Annotated in this window: 16 protein-coding genes; 10 read left to right on the plus strand and 6 right to left on the minus strand. The window is 73.6% G+C overall.

Annotated features, from left to right (window positions below):
• Positions 1-88: 88 nt before the first annotated feature.
• Complete coding sequence (locus C9F11_RS12755) at positions 89-1,660, minus strand: HtaA domain-containing protein (RefSeq protein ID WP_138959404.1); 1,572 nt, start codon at positions 1,658-1,660, stop codon at positions 89-91.
• Positions 1,661-1,742: 82 nt separating this feature from the next.
• Positions 1,743-3,242 carry an HtaA domain-containing protein gene (locus C9F11_RS12760; protein WP_249401703.1) on the minus strand — a complete coding sequence of 500 codons (1,500 nt, stop codon included), beginning with the start codon at positions 3,240-3,242 and terminating at the stop codon, positions 1,743-1,745.
• A gap of 134 nt (positions 3,243-3,376) precedes the next feature.
• Here C9F11_RS12760 and C9F11_RS12765 point away from each other — a divergent pair, with 134 nt between their 5' ends.
• From C9F11_RS12765 to C9F11_RS12795, 7 genes are all read left to right on the plus strand, one after another.
• On the plus strand, positions 3,377-4,363 hold the full coding sequence (locus tag C9F11_RS12765; RefSeq protein WP_138959405.1) for an ABC transporter substrate-binding protein: 987 nt from the start codon (positions 3,377-3,379) through the stop codon (positions 4,361-4,363).
• 77 nt (positions 4,364-4,440) lie between these two features.
• The gene (locus C9F11_RS12770) at positions 4,441-5,451 is read left to right on the plus strand and encodes an iron ABC transporter permease (protein WP_249402169.1); all 1,011 of its coding nucleotides are present in this window, start codon (positions 4,441-4,443) and stop codon (positions 5,449-5,451) included.
• Positions 5,448-6,284: a heme ABC transporter ATP-binding protein gene (locus tag C9F11_RS12775; protein WP_138959407.1), complete on the plus strand. Its 837-nt coding sequence runs from the start codon at positions 5,448-5,450 to the stop codon at positions 6,282-6,284. Before C9F11_RS12770 ends, C9F11_RS12775 begins: the two co-directional genes overlap by 4 nt.
• A 131-nt stretch (positions 6,285-6,415) precedes the next feature.
• Positions 6,416-7,582, plus strand: a complete 1,167-nt coding sequence (efeO, locus tag C9F11_RS12780) for an iron uptake system protein EfeO (protein WP_138959408.1) — start codon at positions 6,416-6,418, stop codon at positions 7,580-7,582.
• Between the two features lie 27 nt (positions 7,583-7,609).
• Complete coding sequence (gene efeB, locus C9F11_RS12785) at positions 7,610-8,881, plus strand: iron uptake transporter deferrochelatase/peroxidase subunit (RefSeq protein ID WP_138959409.1); 1,272 nt, start codon at positions 7,610-7,612, stop codon at positions 8,879-8,881.
• A 4-nt stretch (positions 8,882-8,885) separates the two neighbouring features.
• On the plus strand, positions 8,886-9,758 hold the full coding sequence (gene efeU, locus C9F11_RS12790; RefSeq protein WP_138959410.1) for an iron uptake transporter permease EfeU: 873 nt from the start codon (positions 8,886-8,888) through the stop codon (positions 9,756-9,758).
• A 75-nt stretch (positions 9,759-9,833) separates the two neighbouring features.
• Complete coding sequence (locus C9F11_RS12795; RefSeq protein WP_171075718.1) at positions 9,834-10,805, plus strand: hypothetical protein; 972 nt, start codon at positions 9,834-9,836, stop codon at positions 10,803-10,805.
• Between the two features lie 3 nt (positions 10,806-10,808).
• On the opposite strand, the gene C9F11_RS12800 is transcribed toward C9F11_RS12795, so the two are convergent.
• Positions 10,809-11,555, minus strand: a complete 747-nt coding sequence (locus tag C9F11_RS12800) for a bifunctional DNA primase/polymerase (RefSeq protein ID WP_138959411.1) — start codon at positions 11,553-11,555, stop codon at positions 10,809-10,811.
• Between the two features lie 170 nt (positions 11,556-11,725).
• Here C9F11_RS12800 and C9F11_RS12805 point away from each other — a divergent pair, with 170 nt between their 5' ends.
• A complete protein-coding gene (locus tag C9F11_RS12805) occupies positions 11,726-12,604 on the plus strand; it encodes a glycerophosphodiester phosphodiesterase family protein (protein WP_138959412.1) in 879 nt (292 codons plus the stop codon).
• Here C9F11_RS12805 and C9F11_RS12810 read toward each other — a convergent pair.
• Positions 12,591-13,235, minus strand: coding sequence for a TetR/AcrR family transcriptional regulator (locus tag C9F11_RS12810; RefSeq protein ID WP_138959413.1), 645 nt, complete (start codon positions 13,233-13,235; stop codon positions 12,591-12,593). The two genes, C9F11_RS12805 and C9F11_RS12810, sit on opposite strands and share 14 nt — an antisense overlap.
• Before the next feature lie 182 nt (positions 13,236-13,417).
• Between C9F11_RS12810 and C9F11_RS12815 the strand changes: the two genes are divergently transcribed.
• Positions 13,418-13,597 (plus strand): DUF6243 family protein, encoded by a 180-nt coding sequence (locus tag C9F11_RS12815; protein ID WP_138959414.1) that lies wholly within the window; start codon positions 13,418-13,420, stop codon positions 13,595-13,597.
• A 163-nt stretch (positions 13,598-13,760) separates the two neighbouring features.
• Positions 13,761-14,588 carry a dimethylargininase gene (ddaH, locus tag C9F11_RS12820; protein WP_346347257.1) on the plus strand — a complete coding sequence of 276 codons (828 nt, stop codon included), beginning with the start codon at positions 13,761-13,763 and terminating at the stop codon, positions 14,586-14,588.
• A 105-nt stretch (positions 14,589-14,693) separates the two neighbouring features.
• On the opposite strand, the gene C9F11_RS12825 is transcribed toward ddaH, so the two are convergent.
• Positions 14,694-16,646: a glycoside hydrolase gene (locus C9F11_RS12825; protein WP_138959415.1), complete on the minus strand. Its 1,953-nt coding sequence runs from the start codon at positions 16,644-16,646 to the stop codon at positions 14,694-14,696.
• Between the two features lie 89 nt (positions 16,647-16,735).
• Positions 16,736-17,743, minus strand: a complete 1,008-nt coding sequence (locus C9F11_RS12830; protein WP_138959416.1) for a small ribosomal subunit Rsm22 family protein — start codon at positions 17,741-17,743, stop codon at positions 16,736-16,738.
• Positions 17,744-17,788: the final 45 nt, after the last annotated feature.

Here is a 17,788-nt window from a genome sequence, read left to right on the forward strand (position 1 = left end):
GCATTCAAGCATCCGGCGCCGCACGGACGTGCGGCGCCGGAGAAGGAGTTGGGGTCGTCACACCCCGGCCCGGGTCAGGCCGGTGGCGTCACGCCCGCGCGCCGTGGCCGGGGTGGTGCCGCCGCGCCGCGTACACGGCGCCCGCGCCGGCCGCGACCACCGCGCCCGCGATCCCGAGCAGCGCGCCCGAGGGCGTGTCGGAGCCGGTCTCCGCGAGGGCCCCCGTGTCGTCGCCGACCGAACCGCCGCCCACGGACCCGGCGGGCACGGCGCCGCCGCCCGTGCCGGACGCACCGCCGGAGCCGGAGGACCCCACCGAGCCGGACGGGCCGGCCGCGCCGGAGGAGCCGGAGGAGTCAGCGGCGGCGGGCGGGATGCTCGCCCGGTCGGACAGGGTGAGCGCGACGGTCACCGGGTCGACCGGGTCGCCCGCCTTGTAGGGGGAGCCCACTGTGTCGTTGGCGAACTGGCGCGCGCCCGCGGCCGTGAACTTCGCGGGGACCTTGCTGAGGAGCACCACGTCGTTCTTGGCGGCGTACGAGACACGGGACAGGTCGAGCGTCGCGAACTTCACGTCGTCACGGGTGCGGCCCTGCGCCTTCACGTCGGCGTACAGCGTGCCCTTCTTGCCGCTCGCCTTGACCCTGAGGTCGCTGAACGTCATGTCGATGCCGTGTCCCGAGTACCGGAACCGCACGCTGCCGCCGAAGGAGGCGTCCACCGTCTTGGCGCTCGCGTTCCACTTCGCCTTCGCGTACGGGAAGTCGAAGCCGTGGGACTTCTTCTTGGCGCCACCGGCCGTCGTGATCTTGCCGCCGGAGGAGATGTAGCGGCGGAAGCTCTCCTTCATGCCCCACGACATCTTGCCGCCGACGACCTTCTTGGGCTTGGCGGCGGTCGGGGTCGGCTTGGGCTTCGGCTTGGGCTTCGGCTTGGGCTTCGTGGGGGTCGACGGGGTCGGCTTCGGCTTCGTGGGGGTCGACGGGGTCGGCTTCGGATCGGGGCCGGGGACGGGCGCGCCGGGCTTCACCGTGAGGGTGGCGGGGTCGAGCACCTCGCCCTTGCGGTACATGCCGTTGAAGGCCTTCGCGCCCTTGGCGGTCAGCTTCGCCGGGACGTCCTTGAACGTCACCGCGCCGCCCTGGCCGTGGCCCGGCCGGATGCCGTCGAGGTCGAGGGTGGCGAGGTCGATGTCGTTCTGCTTGGCGCCGTTGAGGGTGACGTCCGCCCGGACGGCGCCGGTCCTGCCCTTGGTGCGCACCTTCACGTCGGCGATGGTGATGTCGAATTTGTGCAGCTGGGAGGTGAAGCGGACGCCGCCCTTGAAGGAGGTCTTCAGGGCGTGGTCGCCCACGTCGTACGTGCCTTTGGCGCCGCCGAAGGTGAACACGCCGTTGCGCGGGGCCTGCTGGGCGCCGCCGCTGGTGGTGATCTTCCCTTGCGCCATGCCGACCACGTAGCTGCGGAAGCTCTGCTTGAAGCCCCAGGTCAGGGTGCCGTCCACGATGCTGTACGCGGGCGGCGCCTGCGGGGAGCCGACGGCGGGCTCCGCGGCGGGCTCGTCGGCGGCGAACGCCGGCAGGGTGAGCGCGCTCGCGCCGAGCGTGACGGCCGTGGCGACGGCGGCCGCGCGGACTATGGGGCGGCGGGGGGCAGCCATGGGGTGTGCTCCTTGGGGTGAAGGAAGGGGGGAAGGGAGGGAAGGGGGAAGGGCAGAGGGCGGGGAGTGGGGACGGGGTGGTTCAGGGGGTGCCGGTGGAGTCGTCGGCGGTGCCGGTCGCGCGGCCCCCGCGCCGCTTGCGGACGATGCCGTAGGCGGCCGCTGCCGCGACGAGCAGGGCGGCGACGGCGCCGATGGTGATCGGCAGGGCGGCGGACGAGTCCGCCGTGTCGTCGGCGGACGCAGCGGCCTTCTCCTTCTTCGGCCCGGCGTCCGGGGCCTTCGCGGCCTTGGGCTCCGCGGCCGAGCCGAGGTCGGGCAGCGCGGGCAGCTCCGCCTTCTCGTCGACGGCGACGGCCAGCGAGACGGGGTCCATCGCGGTGCCCGCCTTGTACAGGGAGCCGAACGCCTTGGCCCCGTCGGCGGTGAGCTTCGCGGGCGCCTCGGTGACGGCGATGAGGCCGTCCTTCGGCTTGAGGTCGGCGAGGCCCGCGCCGGTGAAGGTGACCAGCGGCGCCTTCTTCTTGGTGAAGTCCCCGCTGTCGACGTCGGCGTAGAGCGTGCCCTTGCCGTCCTCGACGCCGACCGCGACCCGGCTCAGACCGATGTCGAGCCCGTGCTTCCCGGTGAAGCGGACGGCGCCGGTGAAGTCCGCGGCGAGGGTGCGCTTCTTCTTGTCGTACGAGCCCTCGCCGCGCGGGAAGCGGAACAGCGCGCCGCCGTCCTGGGCCCCGGCGGTCAGGGACCACTTGCCCCGGGCGATGGATCCGGAGACGTACTCGCGGAAGGTGCGGCGCACGCCCCAGTCGACGGCGGCGTCCTCGATGCGCCCGGCGGCCTTGGCCTTCTCACCGGCCTTCTCACCGGCCTTCTTCGCGGACTTGTCCCTGGACTTCTCCGGGGACTTCTCCGGCTTCTCCGGCTGTTTGCCGCCGGTGGCCGCGGTGAGGTCCGCCGAGAGGCTCAGCGGGTCGAGTCGCGTGCCCGCCGTGTAGTACCCGGCGAAGGCCTTCGCTCCCCGCGCGGTGAGCGTGGCGGGGATGTTGGTGAGGGCGATCGGCCCCGAGCCGCCCTTCATGTCGATGCCGGACAGGTTCAGCGAGGCGAACGGCACCTGCGTGGTCGAGGTGACCTTCCCGGAGCCCTTGGCCTTGCTGACCATGTCGACGTAGAGCGTGCCGGAGCCGCCGGAGACCTTCACGGTGGGGCGGCTGAGTGCCAGGTCGAGCTGGTACGAGGAGCCCTTCTTGTGGCCGGTGAAGTGCACCCCGCCCGAGAACGCGGCGCTGAAGGCGCCGCTCGCCGGGTCGTAGGACCCCTTGGCGGAGTGGAAGCGGAACTGGCTGCCGCCGACGGTGGCGGCGCCGCCCGTGAGGTTCCAACTGCCGTGCGCGACGGGCCCGGTGACATAGCTCTGGAAGGAGGACTTGAGGCCCCAGTCGAGCCTGCCGCCGCGCACGGTGCGCTCCTCGGCGTGGGCGGCGGCCGCCGGGAGCAGAGCGGTGACGAGTCCGGCGAGAACGGCCACGACGACGGGACGGGCGCCGTGGCCGCGGCGCGGGCGCGACGGTCTTGACGGCAAGGGACACCTCCAAGTGGAACGACGACGAGCGAGCCCTAGATCGTTAGGTAAGGCTAACCTAATCTAAGATCTCGTCATCAGGGAACCACACGACAGGACGGTGGACTTCGGTGCGTAAGTCGCGCTCACTCCGGATGGCCGGCGCCTTGGCGGCCGTACTCGCCCTCGCCCTCAGCGGCTGCGGATCCTCGGGTGACGGCGGCTCAGGAGGCGGGAACGCCAAGGCGAGGACGGCCCACGCCGACCGCCTCGAACCGCTCAAGGGCACGCCGGAGCAGAAGCTCCCGGCGACCGTCGAATCCGCCGACGGCAAGAAGGTCACGGTCGAGGACACCAGCAGGATCGTGCCGCTCAGCGGCGGCCTGAACGAGATCGTGTTCACGCTGGGCCTCGGCGGACACGTCGTGGGCCGGGACATCACCGCGACCTTCGAGCAGGCCGGGAAGCTGCCCGTCGTGACGCGGGCCCACGACGTGTCGGCGGAGAGCGTGCTCTCCCTGAAGCCGACGGTCGTCCTCGCCGAGAGCACCACGGGACCGGCGGAGGCCGTCGACCAGATCCGGGACGCGGGCGTCCCGCTCGTCGTCCTCGACCCGGCCAAGGGCCTGGACGACGTCGGCCCGCGCATCGAGGCGGTCGCGAAGGCCCTCGGCGTGCCGAAGGCGGGCGCGGCCCTCACCTCCCGTACGGAACAACGGCTCGACAAGGTGCGCCGGTCCGTGCCCGCCGGGGCGAAGAAGCCGCGCGTGGCCTTCCTCTATCTGCGCGGCTCGGCCTCCGTGTATCTGCTCGGCGGCCGCGAATCGGGCGCCCCGTCGCTGCTCGAAGCGGCGGGCGCCGTCGACGCGGGCAAGGAGTCGGGCCTGAAGAAGGACTTCACGGCGATCACCAGCGAGGCCCTCGCGAAGGCGGCGCCCGACGCGATCCTGGTGATGTCCAAGGGGCTCGACTCGGTCGGCGGCGTCGACGGCCTGGTGAAGATCCCGGGCGTGGCCGAGACCCCGGCGGGCATGGACCGCCGCGTCGTCTCCGTCGAGGACGGGGTGCTGCTCAACTACGGCCCGCGCACGGACCGGGTGCTCGCCTCCCTCGTGGACCAGCTGTACGGGGACGCCGAGTGAGTCTCCTGACCAAGTCCGCCGCGGCCCCCGCGCGGGAGGCCGCCACCGCCCGGCGCGGGCGGCGCGGGACGCCCGCGCTGCTCACCGCCGCCCTGGCCGCCGTGCTCGCCGTGCTGTGCCTGCTGTCCGCGGGGCTCGGCGCGTACGACATCCCGCTCGGCGACGTCCTCGCCTCCGTCCAGCACCGCGTGGGGCTCGGCGGGCACGCGCTCGACCGGGTGCCGGAGAGCGTGCTGTGGAAGGTGCGCCTTCCGCGCGTGGCGCTCGCACTGCTTGTGGGCGCCTCGCTGGGCTGCGCGGGCGCGCTGATGCAGGGCGTGTTCGGCAATCCGCTGGCCGAGCCGGGCGTCATCGGGATCTCCGCCGGCGCGGCCGCGGGCGCGGTCGCCTCGATCGCGCTCGGCCTGAGCTTCCTCGGCAACTGGACCGTCACGGTGTGCGCGTTCGCCGCCGGTCTCCTCACCGTGCTGCTCGTGTACGCCCTCTCGCGCGAGGGCGGCCGCAGCGAAGTGGTGACGCTGATCCTCACCGGCATCGCCGTGAACGCCTTCGCGGGCGCGCTGATCGGCCTGTTCATCTTCTTCGCCGACAACGCCCAGGTCTCCCAGATCACGTTCTGGCAGCTCGGCTCGCTCGCCCAGGCCACCTGGCCGAAGGTGCTCGCCGTGCTGCCGTGCGCGGCGGTGGGGCTGCTCGTCGCTCCCCTGTACGCCCGCAGGCTCGACCTGCTCGCGCTCGGGGAGCGGCCCGCGCGGCACCTGGGCGTGGACGTGGAGCGGCTGCGGATCGTCCTGGTGCTGGTGGTGGCGCTGCTCACCGCGGCGGCCGTGGCGGTGGCCGGGGTCATCACGTTCGTGGGGCTGCTCGTGCCGCACCTGCTGCGGATGGCGGCGGGGCCGGGGCACCGCTTCCTGGTGCCGGGCAGCGCGCTCGGCGGGGCCGTGGTGCTCGTCGGCGCCGACCTCGCCGCCCGTACGGTGGCGGCCCCCGCCGAGCTGCCGCTCGGCGTCCTCACCGCGCTCTTCGGCAGCCCGTTCTTCTTCTGGCTGCTGCGCAGGACCCGTCGCAAGCAAGGGGGTTGGGCATGATCGGGCGGCTCTTCGGCGGGCGCGGGCGCGCGCTGCCCGGGCCCGTGGCACCCGGCGACGTCCTCGCCGAGGCCGTGGACGCGCGGCTCGCGCTCGGCGGCCGTGAGGTCCTCAGGGGCGTGTCGGTGCCGGCCAGGGCGGGCGAGGTGCTCGCCCTCGTCGGCCCCAACGGCGCCGGGAAGTCCACCCTCCTGGCCGCGCTCGCCGCCGACCTGCCGGTCGCCTCCGGCACCGTGCTGATCCGCGGCCGGGCTGCCGGGGACTGGCCCCCTCGCGAACTGGCCCTGCACCGGGCCGTGCTGCCGCAGTCGGCGGCGCTGTCCTTCCCCTTCCCCGTCGAGGACGTCGTCCGGATGGGGCGCGCGCCCTGGGCCGGGACCCGCCTGGAGGAGGACGACGACAAGGTGGTGCGCGAGGCGATGGCCGCCACGGAGGTCGCCGGGTTCGCGGCGCGGCCGTTCTCCGCGCTCAGCGGCGGCGAGCGGGCCCGGGTCGCGCTCGCCCGCGTGCTCGCGCAGCGGGCGCCGCTGCTGCTGCTCGACGAGCCGACCGCCGCGCTCGACCTGCGCCACCAGGAGCTGGTCCTCAGGATCTGCCGGGAGCGCGCCGCCGCCGGGGACGCGGTGGTCGTCGTGCTGCACGACCTGGGTCTCGCGGCGGCGTACGCGGACCGTGCGGTGGTGCTGCACGGTGGGGCCGTGGCCGCGGACGGCGCCCCGTGTGACGTGTTCGACGCGGCGCTGCTGTCCGGTGTGTATCGCCAGCCGATCGAGGTGTTCCCCCATCCGCGGACCGGAAAGCCGCTGGTCACGCCGGTGCGAGGGGGGAGCTGACGGCGACCGCGCCAACGATCACCGTCGATTTCAGGACAGCACTTGACCTGTCCTTTGCCCATTCCTGGTCATGCCCGAAGTAAGGCTCGGTTAAGTTAGGCTCCCCTCACTTTCTTCCATCTGGAGCCTCCATGCACCGCGCCCGTCTCCCCCTCGCCGCCGCCACCGCGGCGGCGGCCCTCGCGGCCCTCACCGGCTGCACCGAGAAGAGCGACGGCAAGGGCGGCGACGGGACCGTCAAGGTGACCGCGAGCGACGACAAGTGCGAGGTGTCGAAGAAGGAATTCCCCGCCGGGCACGTGAAGTTGGCCGTCGAGAACAAGGGCTCCAAGGTCACCGAGGTCTACCTCCTGTTCCCCGACGACCGCATCGTCAGCGAGCGCGAGAACATCGGCCCCGGCACCCGGCAGACCCTCACCGCCGAGGTGAAGGCGGGCGACTACCGCATCGCCTGCAAGCCCGGCATGAAGGGCAAGGGCATCCGCCAGGACGTGAAGGCGACCGGTGGCGGCAGGACGGCGAAGCGCGACCCGCGCCTGGACAAGGCGGTGGCCGAATACCGCTCCTACGTCCAGGCGCAGGCCGACGAGACGCTCCCCAAGGTGAAGGTCTTCACGGACGCGGTCAGGAAGGGCGACCTGGAGGCCGCGAAGAAGGCGTACGCGCCCTCCCGCATCGGCTGGGAGCGCACCGAACCGGTCGCCGAGTCGTTCGGTGACATCGACCCGAAGGTCGACGTCCGCGAGGACGGGCTCGCCGACGACCAGGACCCCGCGAAGGACTGGACGGGCTGGCACCGCCTGGAGCGCGCGCTCTGGCAGGACAAGAAGATCGGGCAGCGCGAGAAGGACCTCGCGACGCGGCTCGACAAGGACCTCGCCCACTGGCGCAAGCGCGTCGGCAAGGCCGTGATCACCCCGACGTCCATGGCCAACGGCGCCAAGGAGCTCCTCGACGAGGTCGCCACCGGCAAGGTCACCGGCGAGGAGGAGCGCTACTCGCACACCGACCTCGTCGACTTCAAGGCCAACGTGGAGGGCGCCGAGAAGGCCTACGCCCTGCTCAAGCCGGTGGCGTCGGAGAACGACCCGGCGCTCGCCAAGGAGCTCGACAAGCAGTTCGCGGCCCTGGACGAGCTCCTCGGCCGGCACCGCGCCGGCAAGGGGACCGCGGACTCCTACGACTTCACGGCGTACGACAAGGTCGGCAAGGCGGACCGCAAGGAGCTGCTCGACGGCGTGAACGCGCTCGCGGAGCCGCTGTCGAAGCTCGCGGCGGCCGTCGTCGCCTCCAAGTGACGCGTCCCAGGGAGGGGAGGCTCAACCATGTCTGAGGAGACCAGCACCGGTGCGCCGTCGCGGCGTTCCCTGCTCGGCTGGGGCGGCGCCGGGCTCGTGCTCGGCGCGGCGGCCGCGGGCGGCGCGGTCGCGGTGACCCGTGAGGAGTCCGGCGCCGGTGACGCGGTGCCCGCGGCCTCGACCGGCGCGGCCGTCGACTTCCACGGCCCGCACCAGGCGGGCATCGCGACGCCCGTCCAGGACCGGCTGCACTTCGCCGCGTTCGACGTGAAGACCGAGGACCGCGAGGAGTTCGTGGCGCTCCTGAAGGAGTGGACGCGGGCGGCGGCCCGGATGACCGCGGGCCACGCGGTCGGCGAGGGCGCGTTCGGCGGGCTCGCCGAGGCGCCGCCGGACGACACCGGCGAGGCGCTCGGCCTCAGGCCCTCGCGCCTGACGCTCACCCTCGGCTTCGGCCCTTCCCTGTTCGAGAAGCACGGCGAGCGGTTCGGCCTCGCGGGACGGCGCCCGAAGGCCCTCGTGGACCTGCCCAAGTTCCCCGGCGACAACCTCGACCGGGCCCGCAGCGACGGCGACCTGTGCGTCCAGGCCTGCGCGGACGATCCGCAGGTCGCGGTGCACGCGATCCGCAACCTGGCCCGCATCGGCTTCGGCAGGGTCGCCATCCGCTGGTCGCAGCTCGGCTTCGGCAAGACGTCCTCGACCACGCCCGACGCCCAGACGCCGCGCAACCTCATGGGCTTCAAGGACGGCACCCGCAACATCGCGGGCACCGACGAGGCCCGCCTCGCCCGGCACGTGTGGGTCGGCGAGAAGGACGGCCCCGACTGGATGACCGGCGGCTCCTACCTCGTCGCGCGCCGCATCCGCATGAACGTCGAGACCTGGGACCGCACGTCGCTGCGCGAACAGGAGGACGTCTTCGGCCGCGACAAGGGCGAGGGCGCCGCCGTCGGCAAGGCCGAGGAGCGCGACGAGCCGTTCCTGAAGGCGATGAAGCCCGACGCGCACGTACGGCTCGCGCACCCCGACTCCAACGGCGGCGCGACGATCCTGCGCCGGGGCTACTCCTTCACCGACGGCACCGACGGACTCGGCCGCCTCGACGCGGGCCTGTTCTTCCTGGCCTACCAGCGCGACGTGCGCGAGGGCTTCATCCCCGTACAGCGCTCGCTCGCGGCGACGGACGCGCTCAACGAATACATCCAGCACGTGGGTTCGGCGGTCTTCGCGATCCCGCCCGGGGTGCGGGACAAGGACGACTGGTGGGGCCGCGCGCTGTTCACCGGGAAGGCATGAGGCGATGTTCGGCAACTATCTGATCGGCCTGCGGGAGGGCCTGGAAGCCAGCCTCGTGGTGTGCATCCTCGTCGCGTACCTGGTGAAGACCGAGCGGCGCGACGCGCTCGCCCCGGTGTGGACCGGCATCGGCGTCGCCGTGGCGCTGTCCCTCGGCTTCGGCTGCGCCCTCACCTTCGGCTCGCAGGAGCTGACGTTCGAGGCGCAGGAGGCCCTGGGCGGCTCCCTGTCGATCCTCGCGGTGGGGCTCGTGACCTGGATGGTCTTCTGGATGCGGCGCACCGCCCGGCATCTGCGGGCGGAGCTGCACGGACGGCTCGACGCGGCCCTGCGGATGGGCACGGCCGCCCTCGTCGCGACGGCGTTCCTGGCCGTGGGCCGCGAGGGCCTGGAGACCGCCCTGTTCGTCTGGGCGTCCGTCCGCGCGTCGAACGACGGCACGCACGCGCCGCTGCTCGGCGTGGTCCTCGGCCTGCTCACGGCCGTCGCGCTCGGCTGGCTGTTCTACCGCGGGGCCCTGCGCATCAACCTCGCCAAGTTCTTCACCTGGACCGGCGCGATGCTCGTCGTGGTGGCGGCGGGCGTCCTCGCGTACGGCGTGCACGACCTCCAGGAGGCGCGGTTCCTCGGCGGCCTGGAGGACAAGGCGTTCGACATCAGCACGACGATCCCGCCGGACAGCTGGTACGGCACCCTCCTGAAGGGCGTGTTCAACTTCCAGCCGAACCCGACGGTCCTCCAGGTCGTCGTCTGGTCGCTGTACCTGGTGCCGGTCCTCGCGCTGTTCCTCGCACCGGCCCGCGCGGGCTCCGGCACGCCCGCCGACCGGGCCCCGAAGGCCGCGAAAGCGGCGAAGGCCGACGCCTCCGGTTCCTGACAGCGCCCCCGCGCCCGCTCCCGGCGGGGCCCCGGTAGGGTTCGGGCCCGGGAGCGGGGAGAGTGAAGGGGTCCCATGATCAGGGTGCGCAGGCTCGGGCGGTTCGGTGCCTCGGCGGCAGCGGCACTCGCCCTGTCGACGACGGCGAGCGGATGCGTGACGGTGCACGGGGAGCGGGAGGTCGTCCCGACCGCGACCGAGGCCGAGGCCGCCCGCGCCCTCAAGGACTTCCTGCGCGCCTACAACAGGGCCGACCGGGCCTACGACCCCGCCCTGGACGCGGCCCGCGTCACGGGACCGCTCGGCGCCATCAACCAGGCGGGCCTGAAGGCGCGGCGCGCACAGCACCCGGACGGCAACGCCCGGCACGTGCCGCTGCGGTTCACGGACGTCGAGTACGCCGTCCCGAAGAAGGCGGGCTGGCCCCGGTTCTTCGTCGTCAACGCCCTCAGCAACCGCAAGCCGCACGGCTACCGCTGGCTGATCGTCTTCACCCGCGCCGGCGGGGACCAGCTGTGGCGGGCCACGTATCTGAACCTGGTCCGTCCCGACCGGATCCCGGACCTGAAGCGGGACGGGGACGGGTACGCGGAGCCGGTCGCCGCCGACCGGGCCGGTCTCGCGCTGGCGCCCCGGCGGCTCGGCGCGCGGTACACGGCGTTCCTCAGGTCCGGCGGCGACGCGTTCGCCCCGGGCCCGCACACCACGCAGTGGAAGGCCGCCCGCGACCGGAACGGCAAGCGCCTCGGCCTCGCCGTGCAGTACCTGGACGAGCCCCGGAACTCCGGCGCGTTCGCCCCCCTGGGCCTGCGCACCCGCGACGGCGGCGCGCTCGTCTTCTTCTCCACCCACCACTACGAGAAGCAGACCGCGTCCAAGGGCCTCACGGTCAGCGTGGAACCGGACGTCAAGGCCCTCATGAAGGGCGAGGCCAAGCAGTCCGTCACCCTGGAACGCGTCTCGAACCAGGTCTCCCTGACGCCCAGGAAGGGCGAGATCACGATACTGGGCCGCATGCAGGGCCTGGTGGGGGCGAAGGGCGCATAGCCCTCAGCCGCGCAGCGGCCAGGCGGCCACGTCCTCCCGGGGCTCCCCCGCGTACCGGGCGCACTCGTCCGTGAGGATCTCAAGCAGGGTCAACGGGTCGGGCAGCGCGAACTCGGGCCCCCGCACCCAGCCGACCGCGAGGTCACCCGGCAGTCGCGCGGGCGGCACGAGGACATAGGACCCGCGGCAGTGCCACCGCAGCCCGGGGTGCTCGTCCATCGTCTCCGGGTGGCAGTCCAGCTCGCAGGGCCACCACTCGTCCTCGTCCTCCGGCGTCCCGCGCGTCGCGGTGAAGAAGAGCATCCGCCCCTGGCCGTGCGCGCCCTCGGACTCGGCGACGGGCCCGACCTCGATGCCGTCGGCGAGCAGCCGCTCCAGGGCGGCCCGCCCGGCCTCGAGCGGCACGTCGAGGACGTCGTGCACCATGCCGGTCGCGGTGATGAAGTTGGCCTGCGGCTGGTGCCGCGCCCAGCGCTCGACCTGGCCGCGGTCGGTGGTGGACTGGGTCTGCCAGGCGAAGGAGACGGGGTGCCGGGCGGGGGTGGGACAGCCGATGCGGTCGCAGGAACAGCGGTATCCGGCGGGGTGCGCGGCCGGCGCGAGCGGCAGCCCCGCCGCGGCGACGGCGAGCAGCAGGTCCTCACGGCGCGTGGCTTCGGCGTCGCCGTCCGCGCCCGCACGTGCCCGTCGGCGAAGCCATTGGGAGATCCTGCTCTGCGCGCCGGACGTCCGGCCGAACTCTGCGCCCATCTATCCCCTCACCTCGCCGTCGTGCGGAACAGCATGACCTATGGTCCCACCATCCTGCTCCCCGGGTGGCCGTAGCCCACATCCGGGGTAGCTGGGGTGATGCAAGGCGGGGGGTGACATAGCGCGTCATTACGGGCGAAGTGGCGTTTTCCGCTCCTACCGTGGTCGCCATGGTCACACGGACTGTGCTGTCACTCTCGGGCGTCACCGCCCTGGTCCTCACCGGGCCCACCGCCTTCCTGGCCCCGCTGGAGTGGGGCGGCGGCCCCCTCACGGTCGACGCGCTGCCGCCGTTCGTCTACACCGCCCACCGGGGCGGCGCCCTGGAGGTGCCGGAGAACAGCATGTCGGGCCTGATGGCGGCGTTCGAGCGGGGCACGGCGCAGGTCATCGACGCCGATACGCGGATGCTGGCCGACGGCACCCTGGTGGTGCTGCACGACGCGACCCTGGACCGCACGACGTACGCGACGGGGCCGGTGCACCTGCTGACCGCCCGCGAGTGGCAGCACGTGCGGCTGCGCCCGCAGCGGCACGTGCCGGGCCTGTGGCGGGTCGAGCGGCCGCCGACGGTGACGGAGGTCCTCGACCGGTTCGGCGGGCGGGTCATGCTGATGCTGGAGGCGAAGGACCCCGAGAGCCTGAACCGGCTGAGCGCGCTGATCCACGAGCGCGGCCTGGCCCGCTCGGTGTTCGTGAACTCCAACAAGCCCTGGGTGGCCCGGCGCGCGCACCACCTGGGCCTGCTCGCGCAGCTGTGGCGGTCCAAGCGGCAGCTGCGCTCGGACCGCCCGGAGCGCTGGGCGTCGTTCGTCGACGTGCTGGACGTGGACCACAAGGCGCGCGAGCAGGACCTGCGGCGGGCGGTGAACTCCGGCGTCCCGCGCGTGTGGGCGCACACGGTGACCACGCCCGCGCAGCGCGACCGGGTGCTCCGGCTCGGCTGCAACGGCGTGATCACGGACGCCCCGGGGCTCCTCTCGCGGACCCCGGTCAAGGGCGCACGGAAGGCGGCCCGGCGCCCGCTGGGGCCGCTCAACCAGCGGTGACGCGGGGCGCGATGCCGTAGAGGGCGTACTCGACGAGCGTGTCGGCGTACGCGTGGGTGAGCGGGCCCGTGCGCTGCATCCAGCGCTGGGCGAGCGGCCCCGTCCACAGTTCGAGGGCGATGCGCGGGTCGATGTGGGCGGCGACCTCGCCGCGGTCCTGGGCGCTGCGCAGGCGCTTCACATAGAGCTGGAGCTGGGGTTCGAGGAGCTTCTCGACGAACTCGGCGCCGAGCTCCTGGTTGACGACGCCCTCGGCGGCGAGCGCGCGGGCGGGGGCGTCGAACTTGGGGTCGGTCATCTCGTCGACGGTGGCGCGCAGCACGAGCTTGAGGTCGGCTTCGAGGTCGCCGGTGTCCGGGATGTCGGTCGCGGGCTCGGCGAGCCCGGCCTCCTCGCTGAGCTGGGCGTTGGCCTGTTCGGCGAGGTCCAGGAAGGCGTCGAGCAGGACGGCGCTCTTGGAGGGCCACCAGCGGTAGATGGTCTGCTTGCCGACGCCCGCGCGGGCGGCGATCGCCTCGATGGTCATCTTGCCGTAGCCGACCTCGCCGACCAGGGCGAGAGCGGCGTCGTAGATCGCGCGGCGGGAACGCTCGCTGCGGCGCGTGGAGTCAGGTGCGGTCTTCTGGGCCATGCCGTCGAATGTAGCAGCGCCGCGAGACGCCGCGTCTCACCAACGCCGACGGCGCCCTCAATCCCCTCGACAAGACGGATCGTCTCGGTTACTGTCGAGACATGACGAGACGCAACGTCTCGTCGCTCGGCGGTGCGACAGCGGTGCCGCCGACTACTTCGACGACTCACGGAGGTCACACCATGTCGCGAGGCGGATCCGGAATGCTCGGCGTGGGCGGCACCCGCTCCAACCTGTCGCGCAAGACCCTGCGCGGCGGGAAGGGCGCGGGCCGCGTCGGCGGCGGGCTCAGCCCCCAGGAACAGAAGCGTGAGCTGCTGCGCAAACTCCAGGAGGGCCGGGCGGCGAACCACGACTCATGACGCGGGATGCCCCCGGGAACGGAGGCTCCTGACCGCCGGAACCTCCGGTTCATGAGCATTTTCCCGTCCACACCACAGTTCGAGCAACGCAGATCACTGCGCGAAGGCTCCTCAGACCGCACCATGGGCAGCAATAGCCCCTGCGGTTCGTGAGGAGCCTTCGTTGCGTCAAGCTGCCCGGCGCGCCACACCCCGGCGCTACCTGATGTGCCCACCGGCGCACTTCAAGGTCACGTACTCCATCAATCCGTGGATGGACCCCGCCAAACCCGTCGACGTCCCGCTGGCCATCGCCCAGTGGGAAGACCTGCGCGACCGCTACCGCTCGCTCGGCCACACCGTCGAGGAGCTCGAACCCCGACCCGACCTGCCGGACATGGTCTTCGCGGCCAACGGCGCCACCGTCGTCGACGGCCGGGTCCTCGGCGCGAGCTTCGCCTACCCCGAGCGGCAGGCCGAGGCCGCGGCCCACCTGGAGTGGTTCCGCGCCCACGGCTTCGAGCACGTGCACGAGCCGACCCACATCAACGAGGGCGAGGGCGACTTCGCCGTCACGTCCTCGTACGTGCTCGCGGGCCGCGGCTTCCGCGCCAGCCCGCTCTCGCACGGCGAGGCCCAGGAGGTCTTCGGCCGCCCGGTGATCGGCCTGGACCTGATCAACCCGCGCTACTACCACCTGGACACCGCCCTCGCGGTCCTGGACGACACGACGGACGACGTCATGTACTACCCGGGCGCGTTCTCGCCGGGCAGCCAGGCCGTGCTTCAGCGGCTGTTCCCCGACGCGCTGATCGCCGAGGAGGCGGACGCCGAGGCCCTCGGCCTCAACGCCGTCTCCGACGGTCTGCACGTGCTCCTTCCGCAGGCGGCGACCGGGCTCTTCCAGCCGCTGCGCGACCGCGGCTACGAGCCGATCGGCATGGACCTGGGCGAGTTGCTCAAGGGCGGCGGCAGCGTGAAGTGCTGCACGCAGGAGCTGCGGCTGCGTTAGGCCGTCCTTCGACTGCGGGCCGCCTGTGGCTGGTCGCGCAGTTCCCCGCGCCCCTACGGGGGCGCTCCTCTGTGCGGGCGGCCTGTGACCGCCCGCACCTCTCCTTCAGGAGCCCGCGTCCGCCGGACACAGCCGCCGCGGCCGCGCGTCCGTGCGCAGCTTCGCGTCGACGCAGCCGCCCGGGAGTCCGGCGCGGGCCTCGGTGCCGAAGTTGGCGGTGACGGTCAGGGTGCCGTCGCCGAAGACCGTGCGCTGGACGGAGCGGTCGCCGGTCAGCCACCGGAACGACGTGAGCCGCTCGGCCCCGGCCGCCCGGTGCAGGGGCGCGAAGTAGCGCTGGAGCGCGGCGAGTTCCCGGCCGTGGCGGGCCAGCGCGGGCCCGTCGAGGACGTAGTTCAACGGCCGGTCGTACAGCATCGCGAGCAGCGCGCGCCGCGTCTTCTCCGCGGGCAGCTTCTCGTACGACAGCTCCCAGCGCTCGGCGCTGACGGTCGCGCCGTGCAGGGCTGTCCCGTACAACGGGACGCGGTAGCGCGGCGCGTACATGGCCCGGCTCAGGTCGGCGGGCAGGCGTACCGGCTCGAAGAACGCCTTCGGGGCGTTCTCCGGGTAGTAGCCGCCCCATTTCTCCCGGTCCTTCTGGAGTGTCCACAGGCCGTCGGCGACGGGGGTCGCGCTGCCGTGGTCGAAGGCGACGGCCTGGTTGGCCCAGGCCTGGGCGGTCTCGGAGCCGAGGACGAGGCCGGACCCGGCGATGCGGCGCATCCGCGCGAGGCGGTGGGCGCGGTCCTGGGCCTTGGTCATCGGGTGGGCGGCGGAGTGGTCGCGGAACAGCTCGCCGGTGGCGTCCACGTCGAGGAAGTAGCTGTCGGCGCCGTTGCGGACCATGGCGCGGGTGCGGTCGGCCAGGTAGTGGCGGGCGGGCTCGGCGCGCTCGAAGGCGGCGGAGCTGAGATAGCAGCCGCGGCCGCCGAACCCGGTGTGCGGGGTGCCGTCGGCGTTCCGGACGCAGAAGTCCGGGTAGATGCGCCCCGGCCACACGGAGGTGGGGCTGTCGGCGGTCTTCGGGTCCTGTCCGTTGGCGAAGGTGTCGTACGGGCCCACGAGGTATCCGGCGGCCCGCGCCGCGGCGACCGCCTTCTCGTCCATGGGGTCCGGCCCGGCGTCGTACCCGAGCCACATCCGGTCGGCGCCGAGCGCGCGCAGGCGCCGCACCCCGGCGGCGGTGCGGGCCTCGCCCCAGAGGTAGGCGTGGAAGGCGCCGAGGAGCTTGCGCGCCGCCGGGTTCTGCCGGAACTTCGCGCGCAGGCTGCCGAGCCGGCCGCGCTCGGCGAGGTAGGCGCGGTAGTCGGCGGCGGGGGCGACCGGGCTGCCGTCGGTCAGGGCGAGCGTGACGGTGTACGCACGGGTGCCCTCGGCGCGGCGGAAGGCGTGCGCGGCGGTGGCGCGCAGGCGCCCGTGGGCCTTGGTGAAGGCGAGCGAGGTGCCGATGTCGGTCGGGGTGAGGTAGCTGACGCCGTGCCGCCCGGCGGAGTACCCCCACAGGGGCAGCGTGAGGTCGGCGCCCACGTCGACGCTCGTGCCCGCGAGGCGGCCGCCCCCGGAGGTCCAGAAGGGGTCGGCCACCGGGATGTCGAGCCCTTCGCCGCGCGGGAGTTGCAGGCTCGCGGCGGCCGGGGCGCCGACGCCGGTGACGGGCCAGCGCAGCGTGGTGTCGCGGCGGGCGGCGAAGCTCAGGGCGAGGCGGCCGTGGTCGGAGCGGGCGGTGACGTCGAGGCCGCGCTCGGGGTAGCTCCAGCGCACCCGGCCGCCGTCGAGCCGGTGCACGGGCCCCGGTGCGCCCAGCGGGGTGGCGGACGCGGCCGAGAGCAGCCGGTCGTGGCCGTCGCGGGTGCGGGCGCGGACGGCGAGCGTGGCGGTGTCCACGACGGCGGTGCCGCCGCGGACGGCCAGTTCGACACCGGTGCCGGGGGCCCGGTCCGGGGCGGCCGCGGCGGGGGCGGCCCCGGCGGCGAGGGCGAGGACGAGCCCGAGGGCTGTTGTGGTCTTGAGGGGCATGGTGACGTGGATAGTCACCGGTTCTAAGGGACTTCTAAGAGCCGGGGCCCGGCGCCGCGCCCCGCCTCGGGCCAGGCGTCGCGCCGGGCCTACGCCTTCGGCCAGGCGTCGCCCCAGGCGGCGTCCCGCGCCTCCCGGTAGAGGGCCCCGTGCCGCTTCGTCACGGTCTCCCGGCGCAGCGCGCCCTCTGCCTCGCACAGGTCGAGGAGGACCTGGCCCTTGCGGATCTGCGGCTTGCGGACGACGCGGCGGGGCGCGGGCGCGAGGCCCTCGGCCGCGGGTCCGGTGGCGCGGACGGCGGCGACGTACGCGAACTTCTCGTCCTCGTACGCCAGGGAGCCGCCCTTGACCTTGCGGTGCAGCGAAGAGCGGCTGACCCGGGCGGAGAAGTGGCACCAGTCGCTGCCGGGCACGATCGGGCAGGTGTCGCTGTGCGGGCAGGGCGCGGCCACCCGGAACCCGGCGGCGACGAGCCGGTCCCGGGCCTGAAGGACGCGGGCGTAGCCGTCGGGGGTGCCGGGCTCCACCACGACCACGGCGTCGGTGGCGGCACGGGCGGCGACGTCGACGACCCAGCCCCGGTCGTCCTCGGTGAGCTCGCCGAGGACGTACGAGAGGGTGACGAGGGCGGTGGGCGCCACGGTGAGCGACGCGCCGATGCGGGCGCGCTGCCACTGGGCCGCGGCCAGGTCGGGGTGCGCGGCGGCCAGCTCGCGCCCCAGGTCCAGGGCGGGTTCGGCCCAGTCCAGGACGGTGACGGGCCGCTCCCCCGGCCAGGTGGCGCTGACCGCCCAGGTGGCGGCGCCGGTGCCGCCGCCGATGTCGGTGTGCCCGGCGGGGGCCCAGTCCTCGGGGGCCGCGGCGGCGAACGCCCGCAGGGCGGAGCGCACGGCCTCGAAGGTGGCGGGCATCCGGTACGCCGCGTACGCCGTGACGTCGGCGCGGTCCCGCAGGACGGGGGCCTCGGTCGGGGTGGCGCCCCGGTAGTTCGCGATCAGCCGGTCCACCGCCTGGGCCGCGGCGCGCGGAGGGAGGTCCGCCAGCAGGTCGGCGAGGGCGGTGCGGAGGGTCTCGGCGGGGGAAAGGTGGTCGTGCACCTGTCGATTTTAGACACCGGGGCGGAGCGGCCCGGCGCCCCTGCG

It is taken from the genome of Streptomyces sp. YIM 121038, from assembly GCF_006088715.1.
Lineage (GTDB): Bacteria > Actinomycetota > Actinomycetes > Streptomycetales > Streptomycetaceae > Streptomyces.